Annotated in this window: 23 protein-coding genes; 4 read left to right on the top strand and 19 right to left on the bottom strand. The window is 66.7% G+C overall.

Annotation, left to right across the window (positions count from 1 at the left end; translation table 11 throughout):
• The first annotated feature begins 58 nt into the window (after positions 1 to 58).
• Positions 59 to 859, top strand: a complete 801-nt coding sequence (locus FHY18_RS03325; protein WP_259151174.1) for an SDR family oxidoreductase — start codon at positions 59 to 61, stop codon at positions 857 to 859.
• A gap of 74 nt (positions 860 to 933) precedes the next feature.
• Here FHY18_RS03325 and FHY18_RS03330 read toward each other — a convergent pair whose 3' ends face one another.
• From FHY18_RS03330 to trpB, 10 genes are all read right to left on the bottom strand, one after another.
• A complete protein-coding gene (locus FHY18_RS03330; protein WP_259151176.1) occupies positions 934 to 1,356 on the bottom strand; it encodes a group 1 truncated hemoglobin in 423 nt (140 codons plus the stop codon).
• Positions 1,356 to 2,174: a DUF3034 family protein gene (locus FHY18_RS03335; RefSeq protein WP_259152483.1), complete on the bottom strand. Its 819-nt coding sequence runs from the start codon at positions 2,172 to 2,174 to the stop codon at positions 1,356 to 1,358. Before FHY18_RS03335 ends, FHY18_RS03330 begins: the two co-directional genes overlap by 1 nt.
• 50 nt (positions 2,175 to 2,224) lie before the next feature.
• Positions 2,225 to 4,591: an EAL domain-containing protein gene (locus FHY18_RS03340; RefSeq protein WP_259151177.1), complete on the bottom strand. Its 2,367-nt coding sequence runs from the start codon at positions 4,589 to 4,591 to the stop codon at positions 2,225 to 2,227.
• On the bottom strand, positions 4,588 to 5,271 hold the full coding sequence (locus FHY18_RS03345) for a methylamine utilization protein (protein ID WP_259151182.1): 684 nt from the start codon (positions 5,269 to 5,271) through the stop codon (positions 4,588 to 4,590). Before FHY18_RS03345 ends, FHY18_RS03340 begins: the two co-directional genes overlap by 4 nt.
• 253 nt (positions 5,272 to 5,524) lie before the next feature.
• A complete protein-coding gene (locus tag FHY18_RS03350; protein WP_259151183.1) occupies positions 5,525 to 6,463 on the bottom strand; it encodes a 2-oxoglutarate and iron-dependent oxygenase domain-containing protein in 939 nt (312 codons plus the stop codon).
• A 113-nt stretch (positions 6,464 to 6,576) separates the two neighbouring features.
• Positions 6,577 to 7,926 carry a phosphoglucosamine mutase gene (glmM, locus tag FHY18_RS03355; RefSeq protein ID WP_259151184.1) on the bottom strand — a complete coding sequence of 450 codons (1,350 nt, stop codon included), beginning with the start codon at positions 7,924 to 7,926 and terminating at the stop codon, positions 6,577 to 6,579.
• 97 nt (positions 7,927 to 8,023) lie between these two features.
• Positions 8,024 to 8,908: an acetyl-CoA carboxylase, carboxyltransferase subunit beta gene (accD, locus tag FHY18_RS03360; protein WP_259151187.1), complete on the bottom strand. Its 885-nt coding sequence runs from the start codon at positions 8,906 to 8,908 to the stop codon at positions 8,024 to 8,026.
• A 347-nt stretch (positions 8,909 to 9,255) separates the two neighbouring features.
• Complete coding sequence (trpA, locus tag FHY18_RS03365; RefSeq protein ID WP_259151189.1) at positions 9,256 to 10,074, bottom strand: tryptophan synthase subunit alpha; 819 nt, start codon at positions 10,072 to 10,074, stop codon at positions 9,256 to 9,258.
• Positions 10,071 to 10,589, bottom strand: a complete 519-nt coding sequence (locus FHY18_RS03370) for a hypothetical protein (RefSeq protein WP_259151193.1) — start codon at positions 10,587 to 10,589, stop codon at positions 10,071 to 10,073. The genes trpA and FHY18_RS03370 overlap by 4 nt, the downstream gene beginning before the upstream one ends.
• The gene (gene trpB / locus FHY18_RS03375; protein ID WP_259151196.1) at positions 10,586 to 11,803 is read right to left on the bottom strand and encodes a tryptophan synthase subunit beta; all 1,218 of its coding nucleotides are present in this window, start codon (positions 11,801 to 11,803) and stop codon (positions 10,586 to 10,588) included. Before trpB ends, FHY18_RS03370 begins: the two co-directional genes overlap by 4 nt.
• Positions 11,804 to 11,910: 107 nt before the next feature.
• Between trpB and FHY18_RS03380 the strand changes: the two genes are divergently transcribed.
• The gene (locus FHY18_RS03380) at positions 11,911 to 12,837 is read left to right on the top strand and encodes a LysR family transcriptional regulator (RefSeq protein WP_259151198.1); all 927 of its coding nucleotides are present in this window, start codon (positions 11,911 to 11,913) and stop codon (positions 12,835 to 12,837) included.
• 411 nt (positions 12,838 to 13,248) lie between these two features.
• Here FHY18_RS03380 and FHY18_RS03385 read toward each other — a convergent pair whose 3' ends face one another.
• The 9 genes from FHY18_RS03385 to prmB form a co-directional block, all read right to left on the bottom strand.
• Positions 13,249 to 13,917 carry a phosphoribosylanthranilate isomerase gene (locus FHY18_RS03385; protein WP_166748936.1) on the bottom strand — a complete coding sequence of 223 codons (669 nt, stop codon included), beginning with the start codon at positions 13,915 to 13,917 and terminating at the stop codon, positions 13,249 to 13,251.
• Entirely contained in the window at positions 13,914 to 14,687 is a 774-nt protein-coding gene (truA, locus tag FHY18_RS03390; RefSeq protein WP_259151204.1) for a tRNA pseudouridine(38-40) synthase TruA, read from the bottom strand. Before truA ends, FHY18_RS03385 begins: the two co-directional genes overlap by 4 nt.
• Before the next feature lie 174 nt (positions 14,688 to 14,861).
• Positions 14,862 to 15,245, bottom strand: coding sequence for a VOC family protein (locus FHY18_RS03395; protein ID WP_259151206.1), 384 nt, complete (start codon positions 15,243 to 15,245; stop codon positions 14,862 to 14,864).
• Positions 15,242 to 17,203, bottom strand: a complete 1,962-nt coding sequence (locus FHY18_RS03400) for a FimV/HubP family polar landmark protein (RefSeq protein WP_259151209.1) — start codon at positions 17,201 to 17,203, stop codon at positions 15,242 to 15,244. The genes FHY18_RS03395 and FHY18_RS03400 overlap by 4 nt, the downstream gene beginning before the upstream one ends.
• 958 nt (positions 17,204 to 18,161) lie before the next feature.
• Complete coding sequence (locus FHY18_RS03405) at positions 18,162 to 19,187, bottom strand: aspartate-semialdehyde dehydrogenase (RefSeq protein ID WP_259151212.1); 1,026 nt, start codon at positions 19,185 to 19,187, stop codon at positions 18,162 to 18,164.
• 84 nt (positions 19,188 to 19,271) lie between these two features.
• Positions 19,272 to 20,330: a D-glycerate dehydrogenase gene (locus FHY18_RS03410; RefSeq protein WP_259151214.1), complete on the bottom strand. Its 1,059-nt coding sequence runs from the start codon at positions 20,328 to 20,330 to the stop codon at positions 19,272 to 19,274.
• Entirely contained in the window at positions 20,323 to 21,426 is a 1,104-nt protein-coding gene (gene aroC / locus FHY18_RS03415; protein ID WP_259151217.1) for a chorismate synthase, read from the bottom strand. Before aroC ends, FHY18_RS03410 begins: the two co-directional genes overlap by 8 nt.
• Complete coding sequence (locus FHY18_RS03420) at positions 21,416 to 21,904, bottom strand: hypothetical protein (protein ID WP_259151219.1); 489 nt, start codon at positions 21,902 to 21,904, stop codon at positions 21,416 to 21,418. Before FHY18_RS03420 ends, aroC begins: the two co-directional genes overlap by 11 nt.
• Complete coding sequence (gene prmB, locus FHY18_RS03425; RefSeq protein WP_259151220.1) at positions 21,894 to 22,820, bottom strand: 50S ribosomal protein L3 N(5)-glutamine methyltransferase; 927 nt, start codon at positions 22,818 to 22,820, stop codon at positions 21,894 to 21,896. The genes FHY18_RS03420 and prmB overlap by 11 nt, the downstream gene beginning before the upstream one ends.
• A gap of 80 nt (positions 22,821 to 22,900) precedes the next feature.
• On the opposite strand from prmB, the gene FHY18_RS03430 reads away from it, so the two are divergent.
• Both FHY18_RS03430 and asd read left to right on the top strand, forming a co-directional pair.
• Positions 22,901 to 23,551 carry an SCO family protein gene (locus tag FHY18_RS03430; protein ID WP_259151223.1) on the top strand — a complete coding sequence of 217 codons (651 nt, stop codon included), beginning with the start codon at positions 22,901 to 22,903 and terminating at the stop codon, positions 23,549 to 23,551.
• Positions 23,548 to 24,396, top strand: coding sequence for an archaetidylserine decarboxylase (gene asd, locus FHY18_RS03435; RefSeq protein WP_259151225.1), 849 nt, complete (start codon positions 23,548 to 23,550; stop codon positions 24,394 to 24,396). The genes FHY18_RS03430 and asd overlap by 4 nt, the downstream gene beginning before the upstream one ends.
• Positions 24,397 to 24,430 lie beyond the last annotated feature (34 nt).

A 24,430-nucleotide genomic window follows, 5' to 3' on the forward strand; every position in this document is an offset into this window, starting at 1 on the left:
GGCAACCGGCACACTTCTGTCTGCCGCATGTCCCATCCCTCCCCACCAGGAACCTGCCATGTCCGTTTCGCCTGTCTTCGCGCTGGTCACCGGCGCTTCCAGCGGCATCGGCCGCGAGATTGCGCGGGCGTACGCTAGGCGGGGGGGGCCGTTGATCCTGACCGCGCGCCGGGTAGATCGACTGCAGGCGCTGGCCGCCGAACTGGGCGCGCAGGTGCGGGTGGAAGTGCTGCCTGCCGACCTGGCCGAGCCTGCGGCGGTCCAGGCGCTGGTGACGCAGATCCAGCGCAACGGCTGGACGGTGGGCACGCTGGTCAACAACGCCGGTTATGGCGTGCCGGGGCGCTATCTGCACAACGACTGGGCCACGCATGCACGCTTCCTGCAGGTGATGATCGGCGCGGTATGCGAGCTGACCTGGCGGTTGTTGCCGATGATCCGTACCAGCGGCCAGGGCCGCATTCTCAACGTCGCCTCGTTTGCCGCACTCACACCCAGTGCCGACGGCCAGACACTGTATGCGGCGAGCAAGAGCTTCATGCTGCGCTTCAGCGAATCGCTGGCGCTGGAAAACGCCGACTGCGCGGTCAAGGTCTGCGCGCTGTGTCCTGGCTTTGCGTGGTCGGAGTTCCACGATGTCACCGGCACCCGCGCGGCGATGTCCACCCTGCCCGGCTGGGCCTGGCTGCAGGCCGATGCGGTTGCCGAGTACGGCATTGCCGCATTGGAGCGCGGCCAGGTGCTGGCGGTGCCGGGCTGGCGCTATCGACTGGTCAATGCCGGCCTGCGCCTGCTTCCGCATTCGGTTGCGCTGCGACTGATGGCGCGCGGCTCGCATCGGGTGAGACCGCTGGACTGAAACGCTGCCAGTTGGCCGTTGCCTCGCGACGCGCGTCCTAAACGGTCGCTGTCGATGGCATGCAGCTGTACGACTCAGTGATTGACGATCTCGCCGTGCATGGCGGCCAGCCGCGCCAACAGACGGTTCTGGGTGCGGCGCGGGATCTTTTGCTGGTCCATTGCCCAGTTGAGATCTTCGACCAGGGCGTTGAAGTCGCCCTCGCGGATGGCCAGATGCGCATGCGCCTGCTGCATCGATTTGGCCGTGTCCGGGCACGGGCCGTCGGCGACGTGGCAGAACTTCTGCACCAGGCGTGCGTTGAGCATGACGATGTTGACCCGTGCGAACTTGTCGACGATGCGTTGATCGTCGGCGATGCGCGACAACATGGTTTCCACCAGCGCCTCGATGCCGGCCTGCCCACCGAGTTCGTCATAGAGCGTCCGCGGCTGCGTGGTGGCGCAGGCACTCAAGCTCAGCGCGCACAGCAGGGACCAACGCAGCCATCGATTCATCAGAACGCTACCTGCAAGGAAAGATACGGGCCGCGCTGATCGGTCAGCGTGGCGATATCGCCAAGATCGGCCCAGGCGGCGGTCAGCGACACGTGCTTGTTGGGGAACCAGGCGACAAAACCGTCGGCCCAGGCCTGTTCGCGCGCAAAGCCCAGATTGTCCGGCTTGTCGCGATATTCCACACCGACCGCCCACGATGGCGACAGCACGACCGCAGCGCTGGCCTCGGCGACCAGCCGGTAGCTGTTGCGACGGTCGCCGCCAAAGCCGAGCAAGCCGGTCTGATTGGCACGGGTTGCGCGCAAGGTGCCGTTGAGCAGCAATTGATAGCCACCGGCGCCTTGCAGCAACAGTCTGCTGGCGCTGACAAAGACATCTGTGCCGTGGTCGTCGCGCGCACCGATCGCCAGCGGCAGCGTGCCATCGCGCAACCGTTTGTACTGCACGCCGACGCTGACTTGCGGGGCGCGCCCATAGACCAGATCGCCAGATACGCGCAGCTTGGCGCCGAAGACATCCTGGCCGAGCGCGCTCCATGGCAACGCAAGGCGATCCTGCAAGGTACCCAGGTCCAGGCGCTGACGCGCGAGCGACAGTTCCAGCCGGTTGCCGACTGTCAGCGCGGCGCCTTGCACGTCGAGCCGGTAATCGCCGCTGTCCACATGCGTGGCGAACAGCACGGTGCCGAGTTCGTCGCGCGTGCCATACCCGGACAACGTGGCCCACGGCACGATACCGCCACCGCTGCTGCCTTCGATCATCGACACGCCGCCGGTAGCGAGCAGTCGGCCGTCGCCGGCAACCGCAAGCGCTGGCATCAGTACGAAACTGCACACCGCAAAAGCCAGAGGAGCACGCAGACGATGCTTCATCCTTGCGCTCCTGTCTGCGCGGGCGAGGTCATTCCGAGCTGACGCATGCACCACGCAACGAAGGGGGCCTGCTCCAGCGGCGGTGCGTAGAGATAGCCCTGCACCATGTCGCAGCCGTAGCCGCGCAACAGATCGAGCGCGGTGTCGTTTTCGACGCCCTCGGCGATCACGCTCAGGCCCAGGTTGTGACCCAGATCGATGGTGCTGCGCACGATGAAGGCATCGTCGGTGCCTTCGGCCAGCTGCATGACGAAGCTCTTGTCGATCTTCAATTCGTTCACCGGCATGCGCTTGAGTTGGGCCAACGAGGAATAGCCGGTACCGAAGTCGTCGATGGACAGGCGCACGCCGACGTTGCGCAGTTGATGCAGCATGTGCAGCGCGGATTCGACATCGCGCATCAACGCGCTTTCGGTCAATTCCAGCGTGACCGACTGCGCAGGCACCGCATGCAGTTCCAACCGTGCCCGCACGTAATCGGGCAGCCCCGGATCGGCAAGATCCAGCGCCGACAGGTTGATCGCCATGCCCAGCTCCAGCCCTTGTGTGCGCCAGCGCGCCTGGCAGCGCAGCGCCTCGTCCAGCACGAAACGGGTCAATGGATGGATGACGCCGGAATGCTCGGCCAGCGGAATGAATTCGTCCGGACCGATCGGGCCCAGCGTCGGGTGATGCCAACGCACCAGCACTTCGACCTGTTCGACGCGATCGCTGCGCAGGCAGATCTTGGGCTGGAAGCGCAGGGTCAATTCGTTGCCTCCGATGGCCTGACGCAGATCGCCGGTGAGACGCAGCCGCCGCAGATGCTGTTCGTCCTGGCCCATGCGGTAGACGCTGGCGCCGATGGTGGAGACATCGTCCATCTGCCGGCGCGCGATGTCGGCACGGCGCAACAAGGTGTCCGGGTCGGCACCATGCTCGGGAATCAGGGCGATCCCGATACTGGCCTCGAGCTGGATGCGTGCCTGCGGCAGCACCAATGGACGGCGCAGTTGCAGCAGCAGGCGTTGTGCGTCCTGCTGCACGGTGGTCGCATCGGCGTGCGCCACGATCACCATGAACTCATCGCTGCCCAGCCGCCCGACCAGGTTCGGCTCCTGCACCACCTCGGCGAGCCTGCGACCGGCCTCGACCAGCACCTGGTCGGCGAAATCATGACCGAGGCTGTCGTTGAGTTCCTTGAAGCGGTCCAGATCCAGGATCAGTACCGCCGCAGCCCCGCCGGAGGCGACTGTCTGCTCGGTCACTTCCTTCAGCCGTTCCAGCAACCAGACCCGATTGGGCAGCCCGGTCAATGCGTCGTGCCGCGCCTGATGCAGGATGTGCTGCTCGCGGCTGGCGATCTGATGCTGCATGCGTCCGAAGCTGTCGGCCAGCTCGGCGAGCTCGCGACCGGGCGGGACGTCCACCGCCGTCTGATAATCGCCGCGCTGGATGCGGCGCGCCGCCTGCACCAGTTGCGCGACCGGCTTGCTGACGCCGCGCGCCAGAAAGATCGCCACCGCCAGCGCAGCAGCAGTGGCCAGACCGGCCAGCAGCAGGATGCGCAATTTGAGAATGCGATACGGTGCCACCGCGCGATCCAGCGATGCCTGCAACGCAACCCGCACATGACTGTCGCCCTGGATCGCCTGCAGTTTGACCAGGTAGCGCGACTGCCCGAGGTTGAGCGGAATCGCCGCCCCCGGCGTGTGCTCGGCAGCCGGCAACTGCTGCGCGAACTCACCACGCAGTGCCGGCTCCAGGGTGGATGCCAGCACGCGCACCGGCGGTCCATCTGCAAAAAACGTGGCATCCAATCCCGTCGTGCTGCGGAAATCCTGTGCCAGGCCGTCGCCGGATTCGTTGCCGATCGCGATCCAGCCAACGCGGCTGGGCGCCAGCACCTGCACCACGGCCAGGCGCACGATGTGTTGATCCAGGGCAACCACGCCGACCGCCCGCCCATCGCGCTGCGCCTGTTGCAACAACGCCTGTACCGCACGCAGTTGTTCGGCTTGCGGAAGGTCGGCCAGTCCGGTCAGGAATTGGCCATCTGGCGAGAGCAGCAAGGCGGTCTGCGCAGACATGCGCGCGGCATGGTTGCGCAGCGCCGATTGCATGGTGGGCACATCGCCGCTGGCCACTGCGGCACGAAAACCGAAGTCGTCTGCCAGCACCGACGCCGACTGCAGCAGTTGCTCATCGCGGCGCAGATTGATGCGCTGCCAGACGCGCTCGCCGATCTGCAGTTCTTCGCCCAGTTGCGCCTTGACGCTGCGCTCGGTCGCCAGCTGCACGGCGATGAAGGTCAACGCCTGCGTGGCCAGCACGACCAGCACCAGCAAGGCCGCGATGCGCGTATGCAGGCGCATCGCCCTCATGGGTGCGGCTTCTTGGGATCGGCGCGGCGGAACTTGTCCTGCAGCGCGCGCACGCGCTCGTCCGGCGACGCGACGACCGGGGCGGCGCCGGTAGTCTGCAAGGTGAGCTTGCGTTGCACGGCATCGCGCGCAATCACCAGCGGCTCGCCCACTGCAGCGCCCTTGATGCGTGGATGCCAGACGCGCAGCGTGTACGTTCCTGCCGGGGCATCGAGCTGCACGCGACCATCGCTGCCGGTCTTGCCGAAGTACGGCGTTTCCAGCACCACGATATAGCCCAGCATCCAGTCGTGGATATTGCAGCCCACCGTGACCAGACCGGCCTGATCGAACCGCACCGGCGCGGCGGTGGTGCCCTGAAACAGCGGCAATTCAAAGCGTTTGGCAGGCGAGAACGAATACACCTGATGGCGGATCTGATCGTTGTTCGGGAACCGCACCGAGGTCCCGGTGCGCACCACCAGGACCGCCGGCACGAATTGCGAGTTGACCTGATCCATCTCCAGCATCTTGCCCGCGCTGGCTGCGGCGGGGTGCGGCAGTTCCAGACTGACTACCGCATCGACCAGGACGCCGTTGGCATCGGTCACGGTGACGCTAACCGGCGTCGCTGCGGCAGGTGCCACTGCGCCACTAAGCGCCAGCAACGACACCGAACCTAGTTGTTGTAACCACCGCATCCGCATGCGCGCCCCCTACGTCGTGCAATCGGTAGCGGGCGCCAGGTGATCCGACGTCACGCTAGCGATCAGCCTGTGTTATCGGCGCCGGTGAACGCAAGCTTTAACCAGACAGGAGAGGAATTTTATGAACAGAACTGTGGGCTCAGTCATGGCGCATGTTGCGGACGCGGCCATGCGCGGCATGGGCAACGTGCGCGCATGGCGCGTTGGGCGATGAGTAACCCGATCGCCAACGCTCACGACATCGGAGTTACTTGAGCTTGATCTCGCGCAGGCGCTCTTCCAAGAATCCATGCGCGGTGATCGGCTCGGGATAGCGGCTGGGGTTGTCGGCGCTGATGCACGAGGGCAGCACGTCGATCAGGAAATCCGGATTGGGGTGCAGGAAGAACGGCACCGAATAGCGCGGCTTGCGCGCCGCTTCGCCCGGGGGATTGACCACGCGATGGATCGTGGACGGATACACGTGGTTGGTCAGCCGCTGCAGCATGTCGCCGATATTGACCACGATGGTGTCGGCGTCGGCGGTGAACGGCACCCACTCGCCGTCGTTGGAACGCACTTCCAGACCGGCAGCGCTGGCACCGACCAGCAAGGTGATGAAGTTGATGTCGCCATGCGCACCGGCGCGCACATTGGGAATGTCGTCGCTGGTGATCGGCGGGTAGTGAATCGGGCGCAGGATCGAATTGCCGTTATTGGTCTTGTCGACGAAATAGTCCTGCGGCAGGCCGATGTGCAGCGCCAACGCCGAGAGCACGCGCGAGCCCAGCTGGTCGAGCTGCTGATACAACTGGTAGCCGCGCTCGCGGAATCCGGGCACTTCTTCCGGCCACAGGTTCGGCGCCATCACATCGCGGTACGGCGAATCGTCCGGAATCTCGCGACCGATGTGCCAGAACTCCTTCAGATCGAAGTGCTTGGAGTCCTTGGCGGTTTCCACGCCAAAGGCGGTGTAGCCCCGTGCGCCGCCGCTGCCCGGCACGTGATAGCGGCGCTTGGCCTCATCGGGCAACGCAAAAAATGCCTTGAACACGTCGTAGGCCGCATCGATATCGGTCTGTGCGATGCCGTGATTGCGGATGCCGGCAAAGCCCCATTGGCGATAGGCCGCACCGAGCTCGGCGACGAAGGCGTCGCGATCGGTGTCGAAACGGGTGATGTCCAGGGTCGGGATGCGGGCGCTCATACGAATGTCTTGGTCGAAGTGAGGGAAGGCCTGCCGATCAGATCAGCAGGCGATACAACAGATAGAACGTCGCGGCCTTGGCAAAGACCACGCAGACGCCAATGATCAGCGACTCACGCCGCGTCACGCACCGCTCCGGACAGCCGGTCGAGCGTGTCCTGCATCAGCCCGGCGTCGTCGGCCTCCACGGTCACGCGTACCACCGGCTCGGTGCCGGACGGACGCAGGAACGCACGCCCACGCCCCTGCACGGCGGCTTGCGCCTGCTGCAGCGCCTGCTGAACGCCGGGCGCTTCGACGACGGCCTTGGCCGCGCCGCCATCCAGACGCACATTCACGGTCTTCTGCGGCACCTTGGTCAGGCCGCTCAGCGCGTGGCGAAGGCTGTGCCCATCGCGCCCCAGCGCTTCGAGCACCTGCAGCGCGCTGACGATGCCGTCGCCAGTGCTGGCGCGGTCCAGGCACAGCAGATGGCCTGACGTTTCACCACCCAGCGTACCGCCACCTTCGACCAGCGCCTGATGCACGTAGCGGTCGCCCACCTTGGCCCGCTGGAACGGAATCCGCAGCGCGGCCAGTGCCGGCTCCAGGCCGTAATTGGTCATCAAGGTGCCGACCACGGTGCCGGTGAGCCGGCCGCTGGCCTGCCACGAGCGCGCCAGGAGATACAGCAGATCGTCGCCATCGACCGGATTGCCCTGGTCGTCGGCCATCAGCACGCGGTCGCCGTCGCCATCGAAGGCAATGCCCAGATGCGCACCACTCTCACGCACCTTGGCGGCGAGATTGTCGATATGGGTGGAGCCGACACCGTCGTTGATGTTGAGCCCATCCGGCGCAGCGCCGATCACCACCACCTCGGCGCCCAGCTCGCGGAACAGCATCGGCGCGATGTGATACGTGGCGCCGTGCGCGCAATCGAGCACCATTTTCAGGCCGTGCAGGGTGAAGCCGCGCGCCACGCTGGCCTTGCAGAATTCGATGTAACGGCCGATCGCATCGCGGGTGCGGATCGCCTTGCCCAGGCGCTCGGATTCCACGGTGTGGAACGGCTCGTCCAGCGCGGCTTCGATCGCCGCTTCGGTGGCGTCGTCGAGCTTTTCGCCTTCGGCGGAGAAGAACTTGATGCCGTTGTCGTAATGCGGGTTGTGCGAGGCGCTGATGACCACGCCGGCATCGGCGCGCAAGGTGCTGGTCAGGAACGCGATGGCCGGGGTCGGCATCGGGCCGATCATCTGCACATCGGCGCCCGCAGCGACCAAGCCGGCCTCCAGGGCGGCTTCGAACATGTAACCGGAAATGCGGGTGTCCTTGCCGATCAACACCAGCGGACGCTTGCTGCGACCCTGGGTGAGCACGCGGCCGAGCGCATTGCCCAGCCGCAGCACGAAGTCGGCAGAAATCACGCCCTGCCCCACACGGCCGCGGATGCCGTCGGTGCCGAAATACTTGCGGGCGCTCACAGCGCAGGCACCGTGCAACGCGCGTCGCAACCGCGAGACTGCGCGCCGCTGGCGGACGTCCGGGCGCAGATCCGCAGTGCTGCGGTCATGACACCGCTCACGCCACCGCCTCTTGCGGACGTGCCTGACGCATCATCATCGTGGTCAGTTCGGCAATGCGGTCGCGCATTTCACGACGGTCGCAGATCTGGTCGATGGCGCCGTGATCGAGCAGGAATTCGGAACGCTGGAAGCCTTCCGGCAAGGTTTCGCGCACGGTCTGCTCGATCACGCGCGGGCCGGCGAAGCCGATCAAGGCATGCGGCTCGGCGATGTTGATGTCGCCCAGCATGGCAAACGATGCAGACACGCCACCGGTCGTAGGATGGGTCAGCACCGAGATGTACGGCAGGCCGGCTTCGCGCAGGCGACCGAGCGCCGCGGAGGTCTTGGCCATCTGCATCAGCGAGAACAGGCCTTCCTGCATACGCGCGCCGCCGCTGGCGGAGAAGCACACGAACGGGCAGCCCACTTCCAGCGCCACCTCGGCCGCACGCGCAAAGCGCTCGCCGACCACCGAGCCCATCGAACCGCCCATGAAGGCGAAATCGAAGGCGGCAGCGACCAGCGGATTGCCCTTGAGCGTGCCGCGCATGGCGATCAGCGCGTCGTATTCGCCGCTGGCCTTCTGACTGGCCTTGATGCGTTCGCCGTAGCGCTTCTGGTCCTTGAACTTGAGCACATCGACCGGGCCCAGCTGCGCGGCGATTTCGGTGGTCGCGGTTTCCGGGTCGAACAGCGAATTCAGGCGCGCGCGCGCGCGAATGGCCATGTGGTGGTCACACTTCGGACACACCTCCAGGTTCTCCTCAAGCTCCGGGCCGTACAGCGCGCTGCCGCAGTTGCTGCACTTTTCCCACAGACCCTCGGGAACGCTGCGCTTCTTGGCCGGGGTGTTCTCGGTGCGGATGCCGGAGGGCATCAATTTGCTGAGCCAACTCATGCGTGTATGACAATCCATGCAGGGCGGCGATGCGGGCCGCAGAGGGGCGACAGTCTAACGCGCCGCGGGAATGCCAAGGTAGCGGGCGTCATGAATGCACGCTCTGAGTCTGTGCCCGATGCCGGCGGGTTCGAGGGCAGGATGTTCTGTGGAATGCCAGATGCGGGGGTGATTGCCGGCTGCTTCAGCGCTTTTGATGATGCAGCGCAGTCTGATGGTTGCGTGTGGCTGCACCTCTATCCCTCCCCCGCCCGCGCCGCGCCCAGGCCCGCGCTTGCGACGCGGGCGCTCCAGGGCACGCGCGCCAGCGGTACCTTCTCGCCCCGCCGGGAAGGGGCTCTGTGTTCTTACGCCTGGTCCAGCGCCTGTCGCAGCGGAGCCAGGAAGGCTTCGGCGCGTTCGCGGGCGCTGCGTACATCCTCGGCGTCGGCCAGGGCCGCGACCAGGGCGCTGCCGACAACGACACCATCGGCATCGACCGCCATTGCAGCGGCACTGGCAGCGTCCTTGATGCCGAATCCTGCCACCACCGGTGCGCCGGCGCGTTGACGCAGCTGGCGCAGGCGGTCGCTGGCGGCATGGGTATCGAGCAGGTTCGAAGCGCCGGTCACGCCGGCAAAGCTGACGTAGTACAGGTAGCCCTGCGCGGTGCTGCACAGCATGTCCAGCCGCTGCTCGCTGGTGGTCGGCGAGGCCAGCGCGATCAGCGCCAGCCCGACCTCGGTAAAGATCTCGCGGGTCTCGTCGGCCTCTTCCGGCGGCAGGTCCACCAGCAGCAGGCCGTCCACGCCGGCGGCAACGGCGGCTTCGGCAAAGCGCCGCGTGCCGTGGATTTCGATCGGGTTGAGGTAGCCCATCAGCACCACCGGGGTAGCGCCGTCTTCGCGGCGGAATTCGTGCACCGCTTCCAGCACGTAGGCCAGGCCGGCGCCGCGACCCAGCGCGCGCTCGGAGCTACGCTGGATGGTGGGACCGTCGGCCATCGGGTCGGAGAACGGCACGCCGAGTTCGATGACGTCCGCTCCGGCGCGCACCAGCGCATGCATCACCGGCACGGTGGCTTCCAGCGATGGATCGCCGGCGGTAATGAAGGGGATCAGCGCCTTGCGGCCGGCCTGACGCAGGACGTCGAAACGCGTAGCGATACGGTCTGGCGCGCTGCTCATGCGCAACCCTCCACCAACTGCACGGCATCCCAGCTTCCCCAGTACATCGATGTCACAGTGCCTTCTCCGGTTTCGTAGCGAACGGCGAACTCGCTTTGCGGGTCGCGCCAAGTCAGATAAAGATCGTTGCCGCCGTCGCGGCCGTACTTATGCGGCTGGACGCTGTAGCCCGACGGCAGGCGCGCCCGCGCGGCAGCTTCGCTGTCGCCTACCTGGATGCCGAACGGGCCCACCGCGCCTCGGTCGCTGACATCGAACCGGACGATGCGATCGTCTTCGACCATCATCGACACCGCATCGGGTAGCAGCCCCGCTTCCACATAGCCGCACGGCCCCAACGGCCCCACATTCAGAGGTACCCAGCGCGCGCGTGCCTGCAACTCACTGAAGCGCTGGCCGACCCGCACGGCGCCGCTGCGATCCAGCTCGGGCGCAGGCGTCGCGGCCAGGGCGAGCGCAGACATGCACAGCAGTGCCGCACCGCCGCCCAGCGTGCGCAGCTGCGCCGCGATCACAGCACCATGCCTTCGCGTGCGGCGATGGTATGCACGTCCTTGTCGCCACGCCCGGACAGGTTGCACAGGATCAGCGCATCCCTGGGCAGCTCGCGCGCCAGCTTGATCGACTGCGCCACCGCGTGGCTGGATTCCAGCGCCGCGAGAATGCCCTCGGTGTGCGCAAGCAGATGGAACGCCGCCATTGCCTCGTCATCGGTGATGCCCTGATACACGGCGCGACCGCTGTCGGACAGGAACGCGTGCTCGGGCCCGACGCCGGGGTAGTCCAGGCCGGCGGAGATCGAATGGGTTTCGGTGATCTGGCCGTCGTCGTCGCAGATCACATAGGTGCGGTTGCCGTGCAGCACGCCGGGGCGGCCGGCGGCGATGGATGCGGCATGCCTGCCGGTCGCGATGCCGTCGCCGGCGGCTTCGGCGCCATAGATCCTGACGCCGGGGTCGTTGAGGAAGGCGTGGAACAGGCCGATGGCATTGCTGCCGCCCCCGACACAGGCGCTGATCGCGTCCGGCAGCCGGCCATAGTCCTGCAGCATCTGCTCGCGCGCCTCGCGGCCCACGATCGCGTTGAAGTCGCGCACCATGCGCGGGTACGGGTCCGGGCCGGCCACCGTGCCGATGATGTAGAAGGTGTCGCGCACATTGGTGACCCAGTCGCGCATCGCTTCGTTGAGCGCATCCTTGAGCGTGGCCGAGCCGGACGTCACCGGAACCACTTTCGCGCCCAGCAGCTGCATCCGGTAGACGTTGATCTTCTGCCGTTCGATATCGGTGGCGCCCATGTAGACCACGCATTCCAGGCCCAGCCGCGCCGCCACCGTGGCACTGGCCACGCCATGCTGGCCGGCACCGGTCTCGGCAATGATGCGGGTCTTGCCCATGCGGCTGGCCAGCAGGGCCTGGCCGATGGTGTTGTTGATCTTGTGCGCGCCGGTGTGATTCAGGTCTTCGCGCTTGAGCAGGATCTGCGCGCCGCCCACTTCGCGGCTGAGCCGCTCGGCGTGATAGATCGGGCTGGGCCGGCCGACGTAATGCTTGAGGTCCTTGTCGTATTCGGCGATGAACGACGGGTCCTGACGCGCCTGATCGTAGGCGGCAGACAGTTCCTGCAGCGGGCCGATCAAGGTTTCGGCGACAAACCGGCCACCGAACTTGCCGAAGTGGCCGGCAGCATCCGGATAGGCATAAAAGTCACTGATGGGCTGGGCCGACATGGAGATCCTCTGCAGCGATGCGGTCATACGCGAAGCCGCCACCTTACCGCAGCCGGGCGCCGCGATAAATCGATAAGATTGCCGCAACCTGTGATCTGGACTCACACATGAGTACCACTCTCCCGCCACTGGCGGCGTTACGCGCCTTCGAAGCCGCCGCACGCCTGCAAAGCGTCAGCCGCGCCGCGCAGGAACTGCACGTCACCCATGGCGCCATCAGCCGCCACGTCCGCTCGCTGGAGCAGGCCTTGGGTGCGGCGTTGTTCGCGCGCCAGGGTCGCGGCCTGGTACTGACGGCTGCCGGTACCCGCCTGCGCGATGCGACCGGCGAAGGCTTCGCATTGATCGCCGACACCTGGGCCGCGTTACGCCGCCCGGCCAGCGAGGCGCCGCTGGTACTGGGCTGCTCCGGCAGTCTGCTGGCGCGCTGGGTCATTCCGCGGCTTGGCCTGCTGCAGCGCGACCTGCCCGACCTGCGCCTGCACCTGTCGGCCAACGAACAACCGCCAGGCCCGGATCTGGATGGCCTGGACGCGGCCTTGCTGCTGGACACCCCGCCGTGGCCCGGCGAGTGGCAGGTGCATGAGCTGGGCGTGGAATGGATCGGCCCGGTGCTGAGTCCGCAGCTGGGCAGCGCCCTTCAGATCGAGGCAAAATCCCCAGCCGCCCTGCGCGATCAGCGTTTGCTGCACACCCGCTCACGGCCGCAGGCCTGGCCGGAGTGGGCACAGGCACATGGCCTCGCACCCGACGCGCTGCGCTTCGGGACCGAGTTCGAGCATCTGGTGTATCTGCTGGAAGCTGCCGCTGCCGGCCTGGGAGTCGCAATCGCCCCCTACCCACTGGTTGCCGCGGACCTGGCCGCCGGACGCCTGCTGGCACCCTGGGGCTTCGCCGCCACACGCGGGCGCTGGGTGCTGTGCGCTGCCAGGCGCAATCCGGACCCACGCATCGAACGCCTTGCCGGCTGGCTGGTCGATGCATTGGCCCGGGATCAGTACACGCCAACCACGCCGGATACGCGAGGCGCCTGAGCTTGCATCGCGCACCGGCATCGCCAAACAACGCTCACGCGCAGCGGACAGACAGTCACGCACGATCGTGCGAGATTGGTAGGGACGGTCCGTCTGGAAGCGGATATCACGCGTGTCACATGCCGCGACCAGGACCGGCCGCGCCAGCCCGACGGTGGACGCGGCCGCGTTGAAGGCAAGTGCCCGCGTTACAAGGCGGGCACGGCAGCGCAGGGGATATGCAGGGAGGCAAGCGTCCGGGCGAACCGCAGGGCGGCAAATGGACAGATACGTGGAGTACGTGGATGCAGCCGCTCGCCGGCCTTCAAAGACCGATCAACACGCGCGACCCGCTCGCAGCCATCCATAGCCAATCACAGCGCAGCAAACCCGCTCTTGCCACTGCCTAATCCCAACTCCCCAATCGCCAACCTACGCCATCTCGTGGCAGTCGGCCCGGCGCACTTCTTCCACGAATTTGCGCATCTTGTGGCCGTCCTTGATGCCGGGGGCAAGCTCCACCCCGCTGGACACGTCCACCCCCCACGGCAGCGTGGCGACGATCGCGTCGAACACGTTGTCGGCGGTGATGCCACCGGCGAGCAGGAACGGGCGATGCAGGCCGGTGGGCAGGCGCGACCAGTCGAAGGTCTTGCCGGTGCCGCCGCCTGCGCCAGGCGCGTGGCTGTCAAACAGGAAGCCGGCGGTGTTGGGATAGGCCAACTGCAAGGTGCGTGCGTTGGCGTCCTCGCCATTGACCCCGGCGCTGCCCATCGGCACCGCCTTGAGGTAGGGCAGATTGAAGCTGCGACAGAATGCGTCGTCTTCCTCGCCGTGGAATTGCAGCAGCGTCGGGCGCACGGTCCGTACTACTTCGCGCACTTCTTCCTTGGAATTGTTGCGGAACAACGCCACTACATCGACCATCGGCGCGGTGGCCTGGCGCATCGCGCGCGCCTCGGCCGGCGCCACGCGGCGCGGACTGCCGTGCGCAAAGATGAAACCCACCGCGTCCACACCCAGCTCCCCGGCCAGCCGGATGTCTCCGGCGCGGGTCATGCCACAGAACTTGATGCGGGTGCGGTACAGCGATCGATTCATTGGGTCACCTCGGCAGGCAGATGCCACTCTGCAGGATACAGAGGCCCGATAAACACCAGGCCTTGTGGCGGCGCTGTCGGCCCGGCAACCGTGCGGTCGCGCCCGGCGAGCAACGTCGCGATCCAGTCGATCGGCTGCTCGCCAGTACCGACCAAAATCAGCGAGCCCACAATATTCCGCACCATGTGATGAAGGAATGCATTGGCTTGTACCTGCACCTCCACCACCTCGCCGGTGCGCTGTACGGTGATGGCCTGCAGGTTGCGGCGCGCATGCAGGGCCTGACACTGCACGCTGCGAAACGCGCTGAAGTCGTTTTCGCCCAACAACGCCTGCGCCGCAGTGTGCATGGCCTCGGCATCGAGCGGCCGACGTTCCCAGCTCAGCGTTTGTCGATACAGCGCCGGGCGGATCTGCCGGTTCAGCAGGCAGTAGCGATAGCGGCGCGCGCGTGCGGAAAACCGCGCATGAAAATCGGCGGCGGCCGGCACGCACCAGCGTACCGCGATCGACGGCGGCAGCCGCGCGGTGGTGCCCAGCATCCAGCCACGCGGCTGCCGCAGCGCATCGCTGTCGAAATGCACCACCTGGCATTGCCCATGGACGCCGGCATCGGTGCGACCGGCGCAGACCACCTGGATCGGCGCGTCGGCGACCGACGACAATGCCGCCTGCAAGCTGGCCTGCACGCTCGGCCCGCCGTGCTCACCCAGCTGCTGCCAGCCCTGGAACTCGCTGCCGTCGTACTCCACGCCCAGCGCGTAACGCATCGGTACCTGCCTGTTGATCGAATCGGTGAAGCGTCTGCATCAAACGTCGCAAAGCGCAAATGCGCAATCGAACAGCGACACCGATAGCGCGCTACGCATGCTGCGACCACATGGTACAGCCGGCGAAGAAGATGCCGACAGCGCCTGCCGGCAACACGTCATCGGGCGTTGGCCTCAGGCCGCAGCGCGCTCGGACCACACCGCCAGCGTGCTGCCGCCGGGCTCGCGGAAATGAAACCGGCTGCCACCGGGAAAGCCGAAGACCGGCTTGACGATCTCGCCGCCTGCCGCGCGCACGCGTTCCAGCATCGGCTGCAGGTCGTCGGCATACAGCACCACCAACGGCCCGCCTTCTGCCGGGACGGGTACCGTGGCGCGATAAAAGCCCCCGTCCAGACGGCCATCGTTGAAGGCCAGATAGTCCGGGCCATAGGCCTGGAACTGCCAGCCGAACACGGTCTCGAAGAAGGCCCGGCTGGCATCGGGATCGATAGACGCGAACTCCACGTAATCGATCCGGCGTTCGCGCACCGCCATGCGCTCCATCGCGGGACTCACGCCAGCTGTTCCAGCAATTGGGCCGCTTCGGCGCGGGTGGCGTCGTCGCCGGTGGCGGCCACTTCCAGCAACAGACCGCGCGCGGTGTCCTTGTCGCCCAGGTCCATGTACGCAACCGCCAATTCCAGGCGATCGCGCCCTGCCGAGGCGAACTCCCTGTTGCCGACCGCCGTGGGCGACTCCACCGGGACAGCCGGCGCCTGCTCGACATCTTCGGGATGCTGCAACACATGCTCGAAGTCGAAGCCGTCCTGGACGGAGGCTGTCGTGGCGGGCGCCGGGCGCTCGCCAGGCGCGTGCTGCGGCTCGATCTGCTGCGACGGCAGCTCGGATTGCTGCGCAAGCCAGGATTGCGGGCCGTCCAGTTCGGGCCCCGTCGCGGGCGCCGGCGGGGCCGCGCGCAGCGCACGCCATTCGTCGCTATTGACCACCGGTGCTGCCACGACCGGTTCGGACGGCAACGGCTCGCGCCGCAACATGTCCGACAGCGGCGTGGGCGCGTCGTGGACGCGCTCGTCTTCGCGCAGGTTGGCGTGTTCGAACTCGGTTTCGTGCAGCACCTCGTGCTCGCTGGGCTCGGTCGCCTGCGGGTCGTCCTGCTGCCCGGCAGCCTCCGTCGCAGCGATCGGCGGTGCGAAGTCGAACTGGCGGCGCGGCAACGGCGGCAGCGGCGATGGCTTGCGACGACGCGCTGCCAGCCACGCGACCACCGCCGCCACGATCAACACCAGCGCCCCGATCAACCACAGCGGGAAGCCGCCGCCTTGCGGGGCAGCCTGCGGCGCCTCGGCCAGGCGCTTCTGCGCGGCTGCCAGGTCGGTGTCCTTCATGGCGATCAAGGCTTGCTGTTGCTGCTTGAGCTTTTCCAGGTCTGCCACGCGCGAGCGCAGGTCCTGCAATTCCGCATCGCGGGTGGCGATGTCTTCCTTGGCCTGTTGCAACTGTTGGTTGGCCGCCATCTCGCCCTCGCCTTCGGCACTGGTGCCGGACGTGGCGCCGGCGGTGTTGGTCTGAGTCGCCACTGCCGGGGCGATTTCGAGCCGCGCGCCGCTACCGGCCGCGGTGGACGCAGCCGGTGCGGCAGGCGTTGCTGCAGCAGCGGCACCGGCATCGGCCGGTTGCGGAATGGCCGAGCGCGCCTGCCGCCATTGGGCAGCCTGCTCGCGCACCATCACCGCCGCTTCGGCCGCGTTGACCTGCGCCAGCGCGTCTTCCTGCGGCGTGCGCAGCACGGCGCCCTGCTTGAGGCGATTGATGTTGCCGTTGACGAAGGCATCCGGATTGGTCCGCAGCAACGCCAGCATGGTCTGATCCAGCGAGTGGCCGCTGGAGCGGGCCAGGCCTGCTGCAATTTCCGACAGGGTCTGGCCCGAGCGGACGGCCGGCAATGCATCGCCAGCCTGCGTGGCGGCGGGTGCGGTTGCCGCGGCCCGCGTCGGCGCCGCAGCGCCAGCATCCCCTGCCGCGCGTTCTACCGCCGGAGCCGCCGCTGGTTCGCGTGCAATCGTGTTGCTGGCGCCGGCACGCGGCGCCTCGATGGCCGGTTCGGCCACGGCGGCAGCGGTGTTGGGCGCGTCGACCAGTGCGGCATACTCGCGCACCAGACGGCCCTGGCCCCACTCCACTTCGATCAGAAAATTGATCGCTGGCTGGTCCACCGGCTGGCTGCTGGTCACGCGGATCACCGCACGCCCGCGCGCGTCCTGCGCGAACTGGAACTGCAGGTTGCTGACCAGACCTTGCGGCCTCTCCAGCCCAACCCGCGCAAAGGTAGTCGCCGATGCCAGCGCCACGCGCGCGTTGTCGAGCTCGCCCGGCTCGTTGGAGATGACCGGAATCTCGGCCACCAACGGCTGCCCGGGTTTGGACAGCACCCGGATATCGCCCAAGCCCAACGCCATCGCGGCGCCGCTGCAAGCCATCAGCAGCAACGCGCCTATCCCTTGTATCGGACGCATCGCGCCCCTGCCCCTATGTCTCATGGGTAGCAATATAGCCGCTGAATGAGCGAAAAAGTCGTTCGCGCGTCGCACGCGCGCCGCCCCTGCGATGCCGCACCGCGACATCGGTGCACAGGCGCAGCTGTCGACCGCGAATCGGCAGCCCCACAAGCCCGGGACACGAGAACGAAGAACGCGTAGTGCAGCTGTTACGGAGCGCGCACGCGGAACCGGCTCCGCTGCTGGCGTGATCGCTATCGGCTCATGTGCAGATCGATCGTGGGAAGCGCCTTACGTGCCGGGCCAAGCTGCGCTTCATTGGAAAGGCACGCAGTGCAGGCGATCGGCCTTCGCAGGGAGACCGGTGACATACAAGCGCCCTTTACGGCAGGCACATTCTTGACCCAGGCACCAGGGAGTTCGACAGCCTCAGGCCATCGGCACGTGTAAGGCGCACCCGTGCGCGACGGGGCGTCACCGGGACAGCCATCGCGCGCAAGCGCGCTCCTACGCGGGACGTAAATCAGCCGTCCTGTGCGACCAGTTCGATCAGCTGGACGGCGTTGCCTGCAGTTGCAGGGGAAGCCCATGCCACCCGCAAGGCCCTTCCTGCGAAGGGCGCTTGGTGACTGCAGCGCTGCGCTTATCGCGAACGCGGGCGATCAGCCCTTGTAGGAGCGCACCCGTGCGCGACGACGGGGCGTCACCGGGACAGCCATCGCGCGCGAGCGCGCTCCTACGCGGGAGGTAGATCAGCCTTCCTGTGCGACCAGTTCGGTCAGCTGGACGGCGTTGCCTGCAGTTGCAGGGGAAGCCCATGCCACCCGCAACTCCTTCCTGCGAAGGGCGCTTGGTGACCACGGCGCTGCGCTTATCGCGAACGCGGACGATCAGCCCTTGTAGGAGCGCAGCTGTGCGCGACGGGGCGTCACCGGGACAGCCATCGCGCGCGAGCGCGCTCCTACACGGACGTTGATCAGCCTTCCTGTGCGACCAGTTCGGCCAGCTGCACGGCGTTGAGTGCGGCGCCCTTGCGGATGTTGTCGGAGACGATCCACAGATTGAGACCACGCGGGTGCGAGAAGTCTTCGCGGATGCGGCCGACGAACACCGCGTCCTTGCCCGAGGCATGCGTTACCGGCGTCGGGTAGCCGCCCGGCTTGCGCTCGTCCACCACTTCCACGCCCGGCGACGCTTCCAGCAGCGCGCGCGCGGCTTCGACGGTGATCTTGTCGCGGGTCTCGATGGCCACCGCTTCGGAGTGCCCGTAAAACACCGGCACGCGCACCGCGGTGGGGTTCACCTGGATGTTCTCGTCGCCCAGGATCTTGCGGGTTTCCCAGACCAGCTTCATCTCTTCCTTGGTGTAGCCGTTGTCCTGGAAGTCGTCGATGTGCGGGATCAGGTTGAAGGCGATCTGCACCGGAAAGCGCTGCGGGTCGATTTCCTGGAAGCTGAGCAACTCGCTGGTCTGCTTGCCCAGTTCTTCCATCGCCGAGCGGCCGCCGCCGGACACCGACTGGTAGGTCGCCACGTTGATACGTTCGATGCCGTACTTGCGGTGGATCGGGCCCAGCGCGACCAGCATCTGCATGGTCGAGCAATTGGGGTTGGCGATGATGCCGCGCGGGCGCTGCTTGAGCGCTTCGGGATTGACTTCCGACACCACCAGCGGCACGTCGTCGTCGTAGCGGAAGGCAGAGGAATTATCGATCACCACCGCGCCGGCAGCGGCAAACTTGGGGCCGTACTCCTTGGACACGCTGCCGCCTGCGGAGAACAGCGCGATGTCCACGCCGGTCGGGTCGAAGTCGGCCAGATCCAGCACGTCGACCTTGCCGCCATTGAACTCGACCTGCCCACCGGCCGAACGCGCCGAGGCCAGCGCGTACAGGTTGGCGACCGGGAAGTTGCGCTCGGCCAGGATGCTCAGCATGGTCTCGCCGACAGCGCCGGTGGCGCCCACGACCGCGACATTGAAACGACGGTTTTCGTTGCTCATGAGGATGTCTTTATCGAAAGAGTGAAAAGGGGAATGCGCTGCGCGTGGGTTCGGGGAACCTCCAATGCTGGCCGCGGAGGTTCCCTATCGTTTGGTCGCGCCGGTTTTGCCGGCGTCCACGATCGTGCCGCCGCGTTTGGCAGCTGCGATCGCATCGGCATTGAGCGCGCTCGGCGGACGCCCGGCGTCGGGGCCGTGGCCGAGTGCGGCAATCAGGTTATCCACCGCCAGCTGCACCATCGCGCGGCGCGTCGCCAGGCTGGCACTGCCGATATGCGGGGTAAGCACCACGTTGTGCAGCGCCAGCAGCTCCGGGCGCACCGCAGGCTCGCCTTCGTAGACGTCCAGGCCGGCGCCGGCAAGACGCCCATTGGCCAGCGCGTCGGCCAGCGCGAGCTCATCGACGATGCCGCCGCGCGCGATGTTCACCAGCGTGGCGGTGGGCCGCATCTTGCCCAGCGCGGCGGCATCGATGATGTGGTGCGAGCCCCTGTTGTACGGCAGCACCAGCACCAGGTGATCGGACTGCGCCAGCAAGCTGTCGATATCGACATACTGCGCGTTGAGGTCCTGCTCGATCTGCGCCGGCAACCGGCTGCGGTTGTGGTACAGCACGCGCATGCCGAAGCCGTGCGCGCCGCGGCGTGCGATACCCTGCCCGATCCGGCCCATGCCCAGGATGCCGAGCGTGCTGCCATGAATGTCGGCACCGAGCATGGTCTTGAACGACCACTGCCCCCACTGGCCGTCGCGCAACCAGCGCTCGGCTTCGGTGACACGGCGCGCGGTGGCCATCAACAACGCAAAGCCCAGATCGGCGGTGGTTTCGGTCAACACGTCGGGCGTGTTGCTGGCCAGGATGCCGGCAGCACTCAGCGCGTCGATATCGAGATTGTTGTAGCCCACGCCAACGTTGGCGATGGCGCGCAACTGCGGCGCCGAGGCGATTTCTGCCGCGCCCACGCGCTCGTTGAGCGTGATCAGTGCGCCATCGACGCCGGCCAGGTGCGCGGCCAGCTCGTGCGAGGAATACGCGGTGACGCGCTCGGTAGTGGTCAGCGCGAAATGCGCGCTCAGCTGCGCGACGACATCGTCGAACAGCGGCTGGCTGACCCACACCTTGGGGCGCGTTGCTTCAGACATCGAGTTGACCGGGAATGCGCGGCGACACTTCGCCAACATCGCCGCACTGGGCGCGATGACGCAAGGCCTGGTCCATCAGCACCAAGGCCATCATCGCCTCGGCGATCGGGGTGGCGCGGATGCCCACGCATGGGTCGTGCCGACCGGTAGTGATCACATCCACCACCGTGCCGTCCGCATCCACGGTCGCGCCCGGCAGGCGCAGGCTGGAGGTCGGCTTGAGCACCATCGACGCGGTGACCGCCTGCCCGGTGGAAATGCCGCCCAGGATGCCGCCGGCATGATTACTGAGGAAGCCTTCCGGGGTGATCAGGTCGCGGTGCTCGGTGCCCTTCTGCGCGGCGCTGGCGAAGCCATCGCCGATTTCCACGCCCTTGACCGCATTGATGCTCATCAACGCAGCAGCCAGCTCGGCATCGAGCTTGCCGTAGATCGGCTCGCCCCAGCCGGGCGGTACGCCACCGGCCACCACGTCCACGCGCGCGCCGACCGAATCGCCGGACTTGCGCAACGCATCCATGTAGGTTTCCAGCTCCGGAACCTGCTCGGCGTGCGGCCAGAAGAACGGGTTGTCTTCGACCGCATTCCAGTCGAAGCCGGTCGGGCGGATCTCGCCCAGCTGCGACAGATAACCGCGCACCAGCACGCCGTAGCGCTGCCTGAGCCACTTCTTGGCGATGACGCCCGCAGCCACGCGCATGGTGGTTTCGCGAGCGGACGAGCGCCCGCCGCCGCGTGGGTCGCGGATGCCGTACTTCTGCCAGTAGCTGTAGTCCGCATGGCCGGGGCGGAACTGCTGGGCGATGTTGCTGTAGTCCTTGCTGCGCTGGTCGGTGTTGCGGATCAGCAGCCCGATCGGCGTGCCGGTGGTGCGGCCTTCGTACACGCCGGACAGGATTTCGATCTCGTCGGCTTCGCGGCGTGCCGAGGTATGCCGGCTCTTGCCGCTGGCACGGCGCTGCAGGTCCGGCGTGAACTCCTCCGGCGCCAACTCCAGGCCCGGAGGGCAGCCATCGACAACGCAGCCGATCGCCGGCCCATGCGACTCGCCGAAGGTGGTGACCGTCAACAGGCGGCCGAAACTATTACTGCCCATATCGGCATCCTCTTAACATCGCAGCGGGTGGCGTGGCGCGAAACATGCGCAGCAGATGACGTACTGCCACCAGCATCGGCGCCATCGCAAACAACCCGCTGAACACCATGAAAAACACGTCCAGCTCGACTTTACGAATGAGCATCCAGTCGGCAAGCAGGTAGAGCGCAGCGCTGATCCCGCACAGCAAGCCGATTGTCACCACCAACGTACGCCGCTGATGCGTGCGCAGCGACGCATCCGAGCTGGCGGCCACGATCCAGGCCGAAACAAGGCCGAAAAACGCCATCAAGCCGAAGCCGATTTCTGCCGCTGCGCTCAACCAGCGCTGCGCCGTCGGGCCGCCGTACATCGGGTCGAACAAGCGAAACACCACGTCGAGCAAGCCGAATGGAATGGCCGCACCGAAGAGCGACACCGGCGCCAGCAGCACGATATCGATCAGCTGCGGACGCGCGGCGGGCGCTTCAGCGCGCACCGGCCAACTCGGCGATGCGCGCGCCGTGCGCGATCAGCTCGCGGCATTCCACCGCAAAGATGCCCATCTGCCCGACCTTGAACTCGACCCAGGCCAGGTCCACTTCCGGCAGCAGCTTGATCAGGTGCTGCTCGGACTCGCCTACCTCGCAGATCAGCAGGCCGTCTTCGCTCAGGTGCTGCGGTGCATCGCGCAGGATCTTCAGCACCAGGTCCAGACCATCGTCGCCGGCACGCAAGCCCAGCTCCGGCTCGTAGGAATACTCCTGCGGCAGCGCATCGGTCTCGTCGTTGGTGACGTACGGCGGATTGGTCACGATCAGGTCGTACTGACGCCCGCCCAACCCGGCGAACAGATCCGACTTGAGCAGGGTGACGTTGTCGGCATGCAGGCGCGCCTTGTTTTCGGCGGCCAGCGCCAGCGCGTCGTCGCTGATGTCCACGCCATCAACATCCCACTGCGGGTTGTAGTGGCCCATGGCGATGGCGATGCAGCCCGAGCCGGTGCACAGGTCCAGCGCGCGGGTGACCTCGCGGCCGCCCAGCCATGGCTCGAAGCCGGCCTCGATCAACTCGGCGATCGGCGAGCGCGGCACCAGGGCGCGCGCATCGCTCTTGAAACTCAGGCCGGCAAACCAGGCTTCACCGGTCAGATACGCCGCCGGCACGCGCTCGGTGATGCGGCGCTCGAACAGGCCCAGCACGCGTTCTTTTTCGTCGCGCAGCAGGCGCGCCTGGCCATAGGCCGGGCCCAGGTCGTGCGGCAGATGCAGGCTGTGCAGCACCAGTTGGGTGGCTTCGTCCAGCGCATTGTCGTAGCTGTGACCGAAGGTGAGACCGGCTTCGTTGAAACGGCTGGTGCCGTAGCGGATCAGGTCGATGATGGTGTGCAGTTCGTCGGCCGCGGCGGCAGTCATGGCAACAACTAAAAAGGAATCGGCCCCCGATTATAGAGGTCGGATCGGTATCATGAGCGTCCGTTGCACTGGAAACCGCCATGTTCAATCGCAATACCGGCATCGTGCTGCTGGTGGCGCTGGCCGCCGGTCTTGGGTTGTTGCTGGGCCAGAAGTTCTTCGGCGGAGCGCCCCGCTCGCCCTGGCCGCCCACCCAGACCATCACCTTCTACCCGCAGCCGCGCCCCTTGCCGCAGTTCAGCCTGCGCCAGTCCGATGGCACCCAGCTGGTGTCTGGCGAACTGAGAGGGCATTGGACGCTGGTGTTTCTGGGTTTCACCTTCTGTCCGGACGTCTGCCCGACCACGCTGACCGATCTGGCGGTGGCGCAGAAGCAGTGGGAAAGCATTCCCGACGGGCTGCGCCCGCGCGTGCTGTTCGTGTCGGTGGACCCGCAGCGCGACCCACCCGCACGGCTGGGCGAATACGCCCACGCCTTTCATAAGGACACGCTGGCGGCCACCGCAGACGTGCCGGCACTGGAGCGCTTTGCCACTGCGCTGGGCTTGGTGTTCCAGAAGGTGCCGGGCAAGAACTTCGATCAGAACCCCAACGACTACAGCATGGATCACTCGGCCGGCATTGCCTTGCTCGACCCGCAAGGTCGCCTGACCGGCCTGATCCGTCCGCCGCTCGACCCCAAGGCGATTGCCGCCGACCTCCAACAGCTGACCAAGGTAACCGCTCCGTGAGTTTCGTCACTTCCCTGACCTACGTTCTGCCGCATCGCTTGCTGTCCTCCATGGCGCGCGCGCTGGCGTACTCGGACACGCCTGCGACCAAGCAATGGTTGATCGACACGGTGACGCGCAAGTTCGGCGTGGACCTGAGCGAAGCGCAAGAGCCGGATCCGCGCGCGTATCCCACCTTCAATGCCTTCTTCACCCGCGCGCTGAAGCCGGGCGCACGCGTGCCCGACGCCGACCCGTCAGCCGTGCTGATGCCGGCCGACGGCCGCATCAGCCAGCTCGGCCCGATCGAGAACGGGCGCATTTTTCAGGCCAAGGGGCAGTCGTTCACCGCTGCCGAACTGCTCGGCGACGCCGAAGCGGCGGTGCCGTTCAACGACGGCCTGTTCGCAACGGTGTATCTGTCGCCCAAGGACTACCACCGCGTGCACATGCCGTGGACCGGCACCCTGCGCGAAACCGTGCATGTGCCCGGCCGCCTGTTCAGCGTGGGCCCGGATGCGGTGCGCAACGTGCCGCGGTTGTTCGCCCGCAACGAACGCCTGGTGTGCCACTTCGATACCGAGTTCGGCCCGATGGCCTCGGTGATGGTGGGCGCGCTGCTGGTGTCCGGCGTGGAGACGGTCTGGAGCGGCGTGGAGATTCCGCGCTATGGCGATCGCATCACGCGCAAGGACTACCGCGGCCAGGGCATCGTGCTGGAGAAGTTTGCGGAGATGGCACGCTTCAACTACGGCTCCACCGTGATCGTGCTGCTGCCGCCGGGTGTGGCGAAGCTTGAAAGCGGACTTGCTGCAGAGACATCCGTTCGACTGGGGCAAGCGCTCGCACGTCGGCAAGTGCGCTGACGCGCAGCGGCGCGCCCAGTATCCAGGCGAAGCA

The organism is Xanthomonas sp. 3793 (genome assembly GCF_024806835.1).
GTDB classification, from domain to species: domain Bacteria; phylum Pseudomonadota; class Gammaproteobacteria; order Xanthomonadales; family Xanthomonadaceae; genus Xanthomonas; species Xanthomonas arboricola_F.